12 protein-coding genes are annotated in these 12,767 nt (G+C 37.4%); all 12 read right to left on the reverse strand.

The window, feature by feature from the left end; all coding sequences use genetic code 11:
- Nucleotides 1–128 precede the first annotated feature (128 nt).
- The 12 genes from dnaB to RZN25_06035 all read right to left on the reverse strand — a co-directional run bounded on the left by dnaB (nt 129) and on the right by RZN25_06035 (nt 12,767).
- Nucleotides 129–1,496: a replicative DNA helicase gene (gene dnaB, locus RZN25_05980; GenBank protein ID MEQ6376375.1), complete on the reverse strand. Its 1,368-nt coding sequence runs from the start codon at nt 1,494–1,496 to the stop codon at nt 129–131.
- Nucleotides 1,497–1,529: 33 nt separating this feature from the next.
- A complete protein-coding gene (gene rplI / locus RZN25_05985) occupies nt 1,530–1,976 on the reverse strand; it encodes a 50S ribosomal protein L9 (protein MEQ6376376.1) in 447 nt (148 codons plus the stop codon).
- Nucleotide 1,977: 1 nt separating this feature from the next.
- Nucleotides 1,978–3,951: a DHH family phosphoesterase gene (locus RZN25_05990; GenBank protein MEQ6376377.1), complete on the reverse strand. Its 1,974-nt coding sequence runs from the start codon at nt 3,949–3,951 to the stop codon at nt 1,978–1,980.
- 29 nt (nt 3,952–3,980) lie between these two features.
- Nucleotides 3,981–4,928, reverse strand: a complete 948-nt coding sequence (locus RZN25_05995) for a YybS family protein (GenBank protein ID MEQ6376378.1) — start codon at nt 4,926–4,928, stop codon at nt 3,981–3,983.
- Between the two features lie 177 nt (nt 4,929–5,105).
- Nucleotides 5,106–5,333 carry a 30S ribosomal protein S18 gene (gene rpsR / locus RZN25_06000; GenBank protein MEQ6376379.1) on the reverse strand — a complete coding sequence of 76 codons (228 nt, stop codon included), beginning with the start codon at nt 5,331–5,333 and terminating at the stop codon, nt 5,106–5,108.
- A gap of 65 nt (nt 5,334–5,398) precedes the next feature.
- A complete protein-coding gene (gene ssb / locus RZN25_06005) occupies nt 5,399–5,902 on the reverse strand; it encodes a single-stranded DNA-binding protein (protein MEQ6376380.1) in 504 nt (167 codons plus the stop codon).
- Between the two features lie 719 nt (nt 5,903–6,621).
- On the reverse strand, nt 6,622–7,326 hold the full coding sequence (locus tag RZN25_06010; protein ID MEQ6376381.1) for a reverse transcriptase domain-containing protein: 705 nt from the start codon (nt 7,324–7,326) through the stop codon (nt 6,622–6,624).
- Nucleotides 7,327–7,636: 310 nt separating this feature from the next.
- Nucleotides 7,637–7,957: a hypothetical protein gene (locus tag RZN25_06015; protein ID MEQ6376382.1), complete on the reverse strand. Its 321-nt coding sequence runs from the start codon at nt 7,955–7,957 to the stop codon at nt 7,637–7,639.
- Nucleotides 7,958–8,871: 914 nt separating this feature from the next.
- The gene (gene rpsF / locus RZN25_06020) at nt 8,872–9,162 is read right to left on the reverse strand and encodes a 30S ribosomal protein S6 (GenBank protein ID MEQ6376383.1); all 291 of its coding nucleotides are present in this window, start codon (nt 9,160–9,162) and stop codon (nt 8,872–8,874) included.
- A 136-nt stretch (nt 9,163–9,298) separates the two neighbouring features.
- Complete coding sequence (gene ychF, locus RZN25_06025; GenBank protein ID MEQ6376384.1) at nt 9,299–10,399, reverse strand: redox-regulated ATPase YchF; 1,101 nt, start codon at nt 10,397–10,399, stop codon at nt 9,299–9,301.
- Nucleotides 10,400–10,574: 175 nt separating this feature from the next.
- Nucleotides 10,575–12,548 carry a molybdopterin-dependent oxidoreductase gene (locus RZN25_06030; GenBank protein MEQ6376385.1) on the reverse strand — a complete coding sequence of 658 codons (1,974 nt, stop codon included), beginning with the start codon at nt 12,546–12,548 and terminating at the stop codon, nt 10,575–10,577.
- An 18-nt stretch (nt 12,549–12,566) separates the two neighbouring features.
- A complete protein-coding gene (locus RZN25_06035; protein ID MEQ6376386.1) occupies nt 12,567–12,767 on the reverse strand; it encodes a DUF951 domain-containing protein in 201 nt (66 codons plus the stop codon).

Here is a 12,767-nt window from a genome sequence, read left to right on the forward strand (position 1 = left end):
GGATATTTTATCAGTGTAATGAGTTAAAGTCAATAAAACACGAACAATATTCTTATATTAGTTAATAACGTTCGTATAAATGCTAATATCCAAATTATAAAAACTCCCCTAGGTCAATCCTAGGGGAGTTATGCGCCAGGTGGAATATCACTTTCTTGATATCGATGATCTAAATCCACAAATTTATTGTATTCTTTTACAAATGCCAACTCGACGGTTCCAACAGGGCCGTTCCGTTGCTTAGCAAGTATAATTTCTATAATATTTTGTTTCTCAGATTCTTTATCATAATAGTCATCGCGGTAAAGGAATCCAACGATATCAGCATCCTGCTCTATACTTCCTGATTCACGAATATCTGACATCATAGGACGCTTATCCTGTCTTGATTCAACGCCACGAGACAACTGTGATAAGGCAATAAGTGGTACATTTAATTCACGTGCTAACCCTTTTAAGGAACGAGAGATTTCAGATACCTCTTGTTGACGATTTTCGCGGGAACTCCCGCTTCCTTGTATCAATTGTAAATAGTCTATTAAAATCATTCCAAGTCCGTGCTCTTGTTTTAAACGACGACATTTGGATCGAATTTCATTTACTCTTATACCCGGAGTATCATCTATATAAATCCCCGCATTGGATAAGCTCCCCATTGCCATGGTTAGCTTACTCCAATCCTCCGACTCAAGACTACCAGTACGTAGTCTTTGAGAATCTATATTTCCTTCTGCACAGAGCATACGCATAACTAGCTGCTCAGCACCCATTTCTAGACTGAAAATAGCCACATTCTCATTCCCATGAATAGCCACATTTTGAGCAATATTTAACGCAAAGGCTGTTTTCCCAACGGAAGGACGGGCAGCAATAATAATTAAATCATTAGGCTGGAAGCCAGAGGTGATTCTATCCAAATCTCTGAATCCTGTAGGAACACCCGTTACATCTGCTTTTCTGTGATGAAGCTTTTCAATATTATCATAGACTTCTATAAGAACATCTTTAATATTTTTGAAGCTTCCAGCGTTCTTACGTTGAGAAACCTCTAGTATTGTTTTTTCCGCATCATTTAATACGGTGTCCACTGCTTCCTCTTCGGAAAATCCATCTGTAACAATCTTTGTTGCGGTTCTTATAAGTCTACGAAGAATAGATTTTTCTTCTACAATTTTTGCGTAATATTCCACATTAGCTGCTGTTGGAACAGCATTCGCAATATCACTTAAATAGGATACTCCTCCTACGTCATCTAATTGCCTTGATGTAGCCAACGCGCTTGTTACTGTTACTAGATCGATGGGCTCTCCTCTATCAGACAAGGTAAGCATTGTCTGAAATATAGCCCGATGACTAGCACGATAAAAATCTTCAGGAAGCAACAATTCAGATGCAGTCGCCATGGCTTGCGGTTCTAAAAACACCGCACCGAGAACCGCTTGTTCTGCTTCAAGATTATGAGGCGGAGTACGGTCAGCAGTTAGTTGTTGATTCAATGAAACGGCCTCCTTTTATATTGTGAAGACTGCTTATTCTTCCACAACATGAACTTTAATCGTTCCCGTTACATCAGGATGCAACTTTACTGGTACATTTGTGTATCCCAATGCTCGAATTGGATCATTTAGTTCAATCTTTCTTTTATCTAAAGTAATACCGTGTTTCTTCTTCATAACATCTGCAATTTGTTTACTGGTAATAGAGCCAAATAAACGACCCCCTTCACCTGCTTTTGCTTGGAGTTCTACCGTTAAAGCCTCAATTTGTTTAGCAAGCTTTTGCGCTTCTTCCTTTTCTTCCTCTGCTTCTCGTTCTTTAGCATTCTTTTTGGCTTCTAAAGCTTTAAGATTTGCAGGGGTTGCCGCAATAGCTAGATTATTTTTTAAAAGATAGTTATGAGCATAGCCTTCTGCTACATTTTTTACTTCGCCTTTTTTTCCTTTTCCTTTTACATCCTTCGTAAAAATAACCTTCATGTTATTCATTTCCCCCTTCAAAGTATTCATCTATGATTTCTTTTAGTTGTTCTTCCACTTCTTCTATAGTTGTATCATCTACTTGGGTTGCCGCGTTTGTTAAATGTCCTCCGCCATCCATTTTTTCCATAATAATTTGGACATTGACGTCACCTAACGAACGGGCACTAACCCCTATTCTCCTATCTTTTCGTTCCGAAATGACAAAGGAAGCAACTACTCCACTCATCGTTAGCAATGTATCAGCGGCTTGAGCAATAACTACTGGGCCAAATGGTTCCCCTTCCTTTGCTTTCGTTATGGCAACACCATTACGATAAATAGAAGCATTTTCTATTAAGCGACTTCTTTTAATATACATGTCGAGATCCTCTTTCATAAACTTCTGAACAAGGATTGTATCCGCACCAAGAGAACGCAGATAGGAAGCTGCATCAAAAGTTCGAGAGCCCGTTCTTAATGTAAAACTCTTTGTATCAACAATTATACCTGATAATAAAGCTGTCGATTCTAACATACTGATCTTAATCTTTTTCGGCTGGTACTCTATGAGTTCTGTTACAAGTTCACAAGTCGATGAGGCATATGGTTCCATATAAACTAGCGTTGGATCCTTAATGAATTCTTCTGCTCTCCGGTGATGGTCTATAACAACTACATGATCAGTCTTATTCAACAACTTTTCCTCAATAACAAGTGATGGTTTATGAGTATCCACAACAACCAATAAAGTTTGTTTTGTTACTTGCTCTAAAGCAATATTATTCGAGATAAAACATGACCACAGCTCTTCATGATTTTGAATCTCATCAACCAGACGTTGTGCACCTGTGTCCAATTCTTCTTCATCAAGAACTACATAACCTTGAATGTCATTCGCTTGAGCTATTTTAAGAATTCCTATGGCAGCACCAATTGCATCCATGTCCGGATATTTATGACCCATAATAAGGACTTGATCACTTTCTTCAATTAATTCCTTTAACGCATGAGAGATAACACGAGCACGCACCCGTGTTCGTTTTTCCATCGGATTTGTTTTCCCTCCGTAAAAACGCACCTTTCCTTGATCATCTTTAATTGTAACTTGGTCTCCTCCTCGCCCGAGGGCAAGGTCTAAGCTGGATTGTGCCATTTCACCCAATTCTGGTAATGTCAGTTCACCAGACCCTATACCTATACTTAGGGTTAAAGGTACATTTTTATCTGAAATAAGCTCTCGGACTTCATCTAAGATTTCAAATTTAGTTTTTTCTAGTTGCTCCAATATACTTTTATTCAATACTCCAAAAAAACGATCTTGGGAAGTCCTTTTTAAATAAATCCCAAACTCATTGGACCACTGATTCAAGATGGTTGTCACTTGTGAGTTCAATCGGCTCTTCGCTGTATCATCCATGGCCTGCGTTATTTCCTCATAATTATCTAAGAAAATAATAGCTAACACCGTTCGTTCTTCTTGATAAAGATTTTGAATTTCTATTTGCTTTGTTCGATCAAAAAAGTACAGAAGTCGCTCTTCCCGTTTGATATACGTCTGAAAACGGTATCCATCTATAGTAAGCCATATCTCAGGCTTTTCCTCTTTTATTTTAGGAATTAAATCCCGTGATAATTGCTGTAGGGACTTTCCAACGACATTTTCATCCTCATTTATAAATTGATTCATATACGGATTTGCCCATTCGATAGTGAAATTCTCACTAAATAAAACAATCCCAATAGGCATTTCAAGTAACGCTTCTTCTCCCACTTTCTTTACTCGGTAAGATAGCGTACTAATATATTCTTCTGTTTCAGTTATTTTCAGTTTTTCATAACGAATGGAATAAATGACCGATGCTATAAATAATAAAATCATGATCAAACCAATTATCCATTGAAAGTAGGTAATTATCCCAATCGAAAGTAATGATAAGGAATAGATGACCCAAAGATGACCACTCATTTTGGGTTTTGTAAAAGTTTTTGGCATGAACGTCAGCTCCTAAACCATATTCCTAACTATTTTGGCCCGTTCTTTTTAATCCGATTTCTTAAAGAAAACCCTAAATCAATTATACCTAATATTCGAATGATATAAAGAAACACAAACGATAGTAAAATGGATAATATGACCAGGAGAGCTGGTACAGCCTTAGGCCACTCTTTTACATAGGATACATAAAACAAAAAGGAAAAACCCTGTAAAATTAACAGCATACCTAACAAATAATAAAGATTTAAGCCAATTTGATTTAATAGTGAACTTGTATCTGGATTTAGCCACATAAGGAGTAATCCGGCTAAATAATACCATATAACAGATACTGGTAGTTTGAATTCTCTAAAGGGCGGAAAAGAATAGGCTTTCCTATCCAATCGATTCATCATTTTTTGTGATACCCACTGAGTAATAAAAGCATGCAGTAGACTCACCATGACCAACAAGGAAGGAATTAAGTATCTGAAACCTAGAAGTTGTTCTTGAATACCTTCCATTTCTTGCTTGACCTCTTCATTGACCAATGGACCCATAACCTCATAAGTTGTTTCAAAAGAAGTTTCCAGTATTTCATTCATTTCTTCTATCAGATTGATTTCGAAAAGCATCTGAATGATACCTAAGACGATAATAAAACCAAAAAGGAAACCTACTGTACTAATAAGTAAACGTTCATAGGCTGTTTTTTTATAATAAAAAGATAATCCTAAAGTTAATCCACCTATACTTGCTAATACAGTCAATGGAACCGAAAATATAGTTCCAAAAATAGCTGACAATAATAGAGCAGATGATATAAAAGGAATGGATGGTTTTGGTCCATATTTTGCAACAAACCAAACAACGGGAACAGGTAATACAAAAAAAGTAACCATATCTAAGATCGGTATATAAAGTGAGATCAAGAGAAGGACTGTATATATCGCTAGTAACATGGCACCATTTGCTATTATATTGGATGACTTCATTTACTCACCTCTATAAAAGTGTCACCTTATATAATACCACTTTCTTAACCGTTCTCCCACTTTTTCAATGAATTTTAAAAAATATGGAAACAGTGGTTAATATACAAGGGTTAGTACAAATAATGGAAAAAGCACAGCAAAGATATATTCTTCACTGTGCTTATCTAAAGTTATTTCTTATTCACTAACAAACGGAAGCAATGCCATTGTTCTAGCACGCTTGATTGCTATTGTAAGTTTTCGTTGATACTTAGCGGAAGTACCAGTTACACGACGAGGAAGAATTTTTCCACGCTCAGAAATGAAACGTTTCAGTAGATCTACATCTTTATAGTCAATATGTGTAATTCCATTCGCAGTAAAATAACAAACTTTACGACGCTTTGCACGACCACGACGAGCCATTTATAAAACCTCCTTTGCTTAATTACTCAATTATTATCGAACTAAAGCTTTTTAACTATAGAGCTTTAGAATGGTAGGTCATCATCTGATATATCAATAGGTTGCCCATTATCCGCAAATGGGTCATCATTCCTTGGTGAATTTTGTTCACGCGAAGGAGAGGAAGATTGATTTTGATTTTGATTTTGATTTTGATTTTGATTTTGATTTTGATTTTCATTGGATGGATAATCTGCTGATGAAGGCGTGCCACCACCCTGTGTGGATCCACCTTTGCTTTCAAGGAACTGTACAGAATCTGCCACTACTTCAGTGACAAATACTCTCTTCCCATCTTGTCCATCAAAACTTCTGCTTTGTAAGCGTCCATCTACACCAACAAGACTACCTTTTTTCATGTAGTTTGCTAGGTTCTCAGCAGGACGTCTCCAAACAACACAGTTAATAAAATCTGCATCACGACTTCCTTGTTGATTAGAAAAAGGACGATTTACAGCAATAGTAAAATTGGCAACGGCCACTCCATTTGATAGGAATAGGTGAACATTTGATGTGTGAGAATCCCACATATCTCCTGTCTTTCCCCTCCTTAGTACCGTGCGTGCGATTTTCACCGCACACGGCACGCCATCGATACAAATTCCACTGTTTAACCAGTTTCAGCTTAGAGATTATCACCCTCTAAGTGACATTTACAGTACAATACACTAATTAACCTGTTCCGCCTGCTTATTGAGTTTTGCTCTGTATCTCTCGATATTTTTATTAATCTTTGTGTCTAGATGTGCTTCCATGCCATGTAGTATTGAATGGCATCTGTTATGCATACTAGCCAGATTTTTGACTTTGTTAATCTTATCGAGAGGGAGATTAGGTAAACGTGATGTGTATGCAAGTCGAAAGTGTAAAATATCGAGCTCCCATATTTTACACTTTCCTAGATCTCTGTTCCAAGCATACTCCCTGTTCATGTAGTATTCGAAGTTGTACTTCCTCTTCTTAATATTTTTCGATTTCGAATTAGCTTTTGCCAATCTAAATAAATCGGTATTATTATCGTAAAGAGGTGGTCTCGCAAGAGGCAACCTTTTAATTGATTGAATTCTATAGAGCTTGCGTCCTTCAGCCGTATACGGTGTCATTTTCTGCTTGAAGTTCTCGGGGTTAACAGAGGGAGTGTGTGAAAATTTACAAATCCCCACCCATTGTCCATCGACTTCAATCGCATGAGTTTTAGCCGTATAACCTTCATGTCTGGCTAGTCTGTTACTTAGCTCGTTGAACTTTTTCAACGCTGAACTATTCTTGCCATTATTTTGGTTCCTGGAAAAGGATTTCCACGTATAGTGACATGACTTAAAAACGATATTGTCAAAATCTTAGTCCAAACTGCTATTTTGTAGTACTCAACTAGGCCCACTATTTTGGAGTTAACCTTTGCGATTACAACTGCTTTTTGGTGATTATCGACAGTTTTCTTGAGACGTTTAATGTCTAGAATAATTTCAGCAACTTTACTTCTGACCTTCTTCATATCAGGTAGAATTCTGGCATATGAATCATGTTTCTTTTCATTTCCTGTCCTACCAATATTGAGTCTCGGTCTAGCTAGTTCGATTTCGAAACCTAAGAATTTCATTCTACTTTCTTTCAGATTTGTGATAACTGTTTTTTCCTCGAAGAGTTCCAGTTTCAGTTTATTCTCAAAGTACCTTCTCAGGTGTTTAAGAACCACTTCTGATCGTTCTCTATTTTTACAGAAGATGACCCAATCATCCGCATATCTGACAAGAAAAACAGGTTGTCTACCTAATTGCCTATATTTTCTTCGGGTATTTTTAACATTGGCGAAATTTTCCGCAAAGTATGGGTTTTCGTACATTGACGAAACCATCCAGTCAAAGTCATTCAAGTAGACGTTTGCGAGTATGGGACTGATAATACTTCCCTGGGGAGTGCCTTCCGTAGTTTCATAAAACTTGAAGTCCTCCATTATTCCTGCTTTGAGTATTTTTCCTAATTATCATAAGAACTCTTTTATCAATAATTCCTATGCTGTGGAGTTTTCTCATCAGGATTGCATGGTTAATATTATCAAAATACCCTTTACTATCTCCCTCAATAACGTATTGGTATCTAACCTTGTTTATTAGAGAGGCGCACCTTGAGATAGCGTGATGTGTAGACCGGTAAGGTCTGAATCCATAGCTATGTTCATAAAATTTAGCCTCAACAATAGGTTCGATGACAATTTTGACACAATGTTGAATAATTCTATCCAACATTGTTGGGATACCAAGCGGTCAAACTTTTCCAGTGTTACCCTTCGGAATATAGGTTCTCCTCACTGGTCTAGGTGAATAGTTATCCATTGACCTTATGACAGTGTTGAAGAGCTTATCAACAGGCATTTGTAGAAAATGGTTAATGGTTTTCTTATCCATACCAGCTGTTAGGCTACCCTTATTAGACTTGATGTCATGGATAGCTGTAATTATAGTTTGTTTGTTGCGGATAAGTTCATATATGCCATTAAACGATTTTCCCAGCTTAGATTCTTCGTATAATAAATCTAAGGCTTGCTTAAGTTCAGATTCCGAACTAATTTGGCAATTAACCTTCATGGGTTACAAACACTTCCTTCCACCATCGAGAGGTAGGACCGGAGCATTTCCAATGAATTAGCGATTACTAGAAGCATCCGTCGATGCCTGTAGCGTTAACCAAATTGTGTAATTGTATTTGTAATGTCTTTGTACCAACTAGATCCCTTCGCCGACATTGGTTATACCAATGTCCCTTCCTCACGGATAGGGCGTACTAGGATTTCCCTAGCTCAGACTACTACGAATCTCCTGACTTCCTACCATGCATCATTGAGCTGAAACTCTCCTTATGGTAGGCTCTCTCACGTTCCCTAACAACTATCCCTCTTTTTGCTATTCCTTAGACTCTCACCCTATCCCGATAGCCTCTAACACAACCCTGAACCACAGCTACTTGTCATGTTTTCCATCCTGTTACAAGGAGTGGAGTAGTAACCTAAACACACAATAGGAAACCACTGACTATTTCTCGGAAGGCTTTCGCCCCCTGCTACGTTACGAGACTGCATGAGTTCCCACTTACGTTGGTAGTCATAGATTAGCTTTTAAGGAATCCCGCACCACTTTTGCCATATCCGTGGGACTTAGGCTACTTGGGTTACGGCTTCACCTAGCTTTACACCCTCTTATGTTTCAGCATAAGAACGCATATAGGAGTATTAGATTTCGTACTATAATAGAAGGTGAGCAATTTTGAGACCTTATTGGACGAGTTTAATCTTTCTATTATATTGGTTCTGTACGACTTCCGGATTTCACGGAAGAAATCATTGTTAGAGTTCTACAAAACCCCGTTATGGTATGGGGGTATTGCGCCGCTTTTCCCATCGTATCAATGGTTATGCGGAACGTGACGCACGTGTATAGCGCAATTCAGGGTCCCGGGTCAGTCTACCGACTAATACGACACGATTCAACATCTAAACCACCCCTTATCGATCTTCTTCACGTATAGCAATATGGCGAATAATATCTTCAGAATACTTCGCCAAACGGTCAAACTCATTTACCGCTTCACTTCCGCCTTGGAAATTAATAAGCATATAGATTCCATCACGGTATTTATTAATTTCGTAAGCTAAGCGACGTTTGCCCATTTCGGTCACTTTTTCGATCTCCGCGCCATTTGAAGTTAGGACGTTATTAAAACGTTCAACAAGCTCCTTTTGAGCTTCCTCTTCCATATTTGGGCGGACGATGTACATGATCTCATATTTTCTCATCCGTTTACACCTCCTTTTGGACTTAGCGGCTTCATGTTAAACATGAAGCAAGGAGTAACAATTCATTATTACTCACAATGAAGTATTATACCAAAACATTTACTAATATACAACCGGAAATGAGAAAAGCGCTATACTATACATTAAAACGAAAATGAATAACATCTCCGTCTTTCACCAAATAGTCTTTACCTTCTAAACGTACTTTGCCTTGTTCCCTAGCAACTCCCATTGTTCTTGCATGAATTAAATCATCATATGAAACAGTCTCAGCACGGATAAATCCTCTTTCAAAGTCAGAATGGATGATTCCAGCAGCTTGTGGTGCCTTCATTCCTTTTCTAAACGTCCATGCTCTAACCTCTGGTTCACCCGCTGTAAAATAAGTAGCCAACCCTAAGAGATGATAAGTAGCTCTAATTAGTTGGTCTAATCCCGATTCCTCAATACCGAGTTCTTCCAAAAACATTGCCCTTTCTTCTCCATCCAGTTCTGAAATCTCAGACTCGATTTTTGCACATATAACGATTACTTCAGCATCTTCTTTTGCTGCGTACTCTTTTACTTGTTGAACTAGCTCATTATTAGAAGCATCAGCTACCTCGTCTTCACTAACATTAGCAACGTACAAAACGGGTTTAATTGTAAGTAAATGAAGACCTTTTACAATTTTTAATTGGTCATCAGTAAACTCAATTGCTCTTGCGGGCTTTTCCGATTCAAAGCCATCTTTTAATTTTGATAAAACCTCATACTCAACGACGGCATCTTTATCCTTTTGTTTGGCTAATTTCGCTACTCGATCAAAACGTTTTGACACAGTTTCAAGGTCAGCTAGGATGAGCTCCAAATTAATAACTTCAATATCGGAAATCGGATCAACTTTTCCTGATACATGAGTTATATTATCATCTTGGAAGCAACGCACAACTTGACAAATCGCGTCAACCTGACGAATATGGGAGAGAAATTGATTCCCTAAGCCTTCTCCTTTGCTAGCACCCTTTACAATCCCAGCAATATCTGTAAATTCAAATGTTGTAGGAACTGTCTTTTTTGGTTTAACAAGTTCAGTCAGCTTGTCTAGTCTTTCATCTGGTACTTCTACAATCCCTACATTCGGATCAATTGTACAAAAAGGATAATTGGCAGATTCCGCACCTGCCTGTGTTATTGCGTTAAACAACGTTGATTTCCCTACATTCGGTAAACCAACGATACCTGCTGTTAATGCCATAAATCATTTCCACTCCTTAGAATTCCGTTCTCCTAGAACGTTTCACAGTCATACCAATTATAGAGATACCAATCGAAATTGACAAGCAAGGAAAAACAAAAAAGCATGCCCTGATTAAGGAACATACTCTCGTTTTCACATCTATAAAAACCTTTTTTCTACCTCTTTTTTTTGCTTATTTTTTCATTTCCGCTTTTTTTATATAAATTTTCGTGTCATAGTAGGTACTTCCCATTTTATTGTCCGAAACTTCAGCATTGGTCAGCAAATTGACTGCTCCACCAGATTTTAACCAATGTCCCTCATCAATGTTAATCCAGTTTCTTGCTTCAGTCTCCATAATTTTTGCTTGTGCATGGATTTTTCCCTTCTCATTCCCTACTTCTATCAGATCACCTGATTGAATATTTTCTTTTTCAGCGATATAGATGGGTATATCGGCCGTTGGTATTTTATCTTCATTTAGTAAAGGGAAATGTTGAGAATGATTGGATCGTAACGGATGAATAGACAAAAGGTGGTAAGGGAACTTCCTTTCATCCGTTATTTTTGTAAAATTACCTTTTGAAACAAGATGAGTACCAAATTCAAACTTTCCTGATTTAGTATCAAATTTTTTATTTTCCCATGGTATATCCTGTATAGGTAATCGCATTCTTTTTTCTTTTTGCAACTTGCTAAAAGTGATTCCTTTTTCTTGTAGTTGACCCAAACCAAGGTTTATCCACTCTTCTATAGTATAGTTGAAAGCTTCACCAAAACCGAGTCTGTTAGATAATTCAGTCCATACCCATAGATCAGATTTGACTTCTTCGGGGGGATCTATTAATTTTGGGCCCACATTAACATATCCGTGGTACATAGAAGAATAGTAAATATCGGTTTCTTCAAAAACTGTAGCAACTGGAAGTACATAATCTGCTAACTCTGCTGTTTCCGTTAACGTTTGTTCCAAAACTATGACGTGAGGTGTTTCCTGTAGAGTTTTTCTTGTTAAATTACTATCTGGAACCTGAGTTATAGGATTATGACGATTAATGAAAATGGTTTGAATCTTTGGATTATTGGATTCAATAACTTCTCTATTCCAAGTCATACGTTTAAAATATCTCGCTTCTTTTTTTACATGCTTTCCAACTAAATTATTTATATCAAAGCTTTGGCCAACAGCAAGATTTCCAAAGTTTACTCCTCCACCCCGGACCCCTATATTCCCACTTATAGCTCCTAAAGCATTAATTGCATGGATGGTTGATCCTCCATTTTTATATCTTTGCATACCTAGGCCTAGAAACATTGTAGTCGGTCCATTAACAAAAATTTTAGCAAGTTCGTAGATCGTTTCACGTGAAACATTCGTCTCTTCAATAATAGAATTCCATGAAAAATGCTCTATAAGAGCTTTCCATTCCAAATAACCTTTCGTGCGCTCCATTAGAAAGTTATTGTTTTCCCAACCTTGTTCTAATATTTCTTTAGAAATTGCAATGGCCAATAACCCATCCATGCCAGGCTCAATAGCTACGTAAAGATCGGCGCTTTTTTGAAGGCTTTGAGGCATTGGATCAATTATGATTAGCTTTTTCCCTTTTTTTAGTTCCTCTTTAATATTTTGATAGAGATGTAGATTGGTCCTTGCTACATTTCTTCCCCAAACCACAATGTTTTTACTATTAGTTATATCTTCAGGAGAGTGGGATTTTACATTACCAAAATCCTTTTTTTGTGCTTCAATTCCCGAACCCCAACACAGACTCCCCTCAAGCTCAGTAACTCCTCCAACAAAATTATAAAAACGCTCATCTATACTTTTAAGCAATCCATTATTAGCATAATCATGAGCATTTAAAATAGAAAGAGAACCATATTCATTTACATTCCTTTGTATGATTGCTGCTATTTCATCCAGTGCCTGTTCCCAAGAAATCCTTTGGAACTGACCGTTTATTTTTTTTAATGGGTACTTGAGTCTTCGTTCCGTATTAGCTTTTTGCTGAAGCGACCTCCCTCGCCCACAAATTTTCCCTTTTGTGATGGGATGGTCAGCATCACCGTCTATTTTAACAATTTCATTATTTTCCACCGTTACTACAAAACCACAATTATCCCAGCAATTTAAGGGACAAGATGTGTGGAACTGCTTAGTCATAATCTAGTCCCTACCTCTCTATTCTTCTGTACTAGTTTCTAATATTTTTTTTAGTTTACTTTCAAATCTTTTTCTCGGAATCAAGACACTGTGTCCGCATCCCACACATTTAATTCGAATATCCATCCCAATTCGAATGACTTCCCAACGATTTTCTCCACACGGATGAGGTTTTTTCATTTGAACAATATCATGAAGGTTATAATTTTTATCAACCAT

This window comes from Bacillaceae bacterium S4-13-56, assembly GCA_040191315.1.
Taxonomy (GTDB): Bacteria; Bacillota; Bacilli; order Bacillales; family JAWJLM01; genus JAWJLM01.

What these genes read in the sequence shown, in the direction of transcription:
- rplI (MEQ6376376.1), bottom strand. Translation starts at nt 1,976, where the DNA reads ATGAAGGTTATTTTTACGAAGGATGTAAAAGGAAAAGGAAAAAAAGGC.
- RZN25_05990 (MEQ6376377.1), bottom strand. Translation starts at nt 3,951, where the DNA reads ATGCCAAAAACTTTTACAAAACCCAAAATGAGTGGTCATCTTTGGGTC.
- RZN25_05995 (MEQ6376378.1), bottom strand. Translation starts at nt 4,928, where the DNA reads ATGAAGTCATCCAATATAATAGCAAATGGTGCCATGTTACTAGCGATA.
- rpsR (MEQ6376379.1), bottom strand. Translation starts at nt 5,333, where the DNA reads ATGGCTCGTCGTGGTCGTGCAAAGCGTCGTAAAGTTTGTTATTTTACT.
- ssb (MEQ6376380.1), bottom strand. Translation starts at nt 5,902, where the DNA reads ATGTGGGATTCTCACACATCAAATGTTCACCTATTCCTATCAAATGGA.
- RZN25_06010 (MEQ6376381.1), bottom strand. Translation starts at nt 7,326, where the DNA reads ATGGAGGACTTCAAGTTTTATGAAACTACGGAAGGCACTCCCCAGGGA.
- RZN25_06015 (MEQ6376382.1), bottom strand. Translation starts at nt 7,957, where the DNA reads ATGAAGGTTAATTGCCAAATTAGTTCGGAATCTGAACTTAAGCAAGCC.
- rpsF (MEQ6376383.1), bottom strand. Translation starts at nt 9,162, where the DNA reads ATGAGAAAATATGAGATCATGTACATCGTCCGCCCAAATATGGAAGAG.
- ychF (MEQ6376384.1), bottom strand. Translation starts at nt 10,399, where the DNA reads ATGGCATTAACAGCAGGTATCGTTGGTTTACCGAATGTAGGGAAATCA.
- RZN25_06030 (MEQ6376385.1), bottom strand. Translation starts at nt 12,548, where the DNA reads ATGACTAAGCAGTTCCACACATCTTGTCCCTTAAATTGCTGGGATAAT.
- RZN25_06035 (MEQ6376386.1), bottom strand. Translation starts at nt 12,767, where the DNA reads ATGGTTGATAAAAATTATAACCTTCATGATATTGTTCAAATGAAAAAA.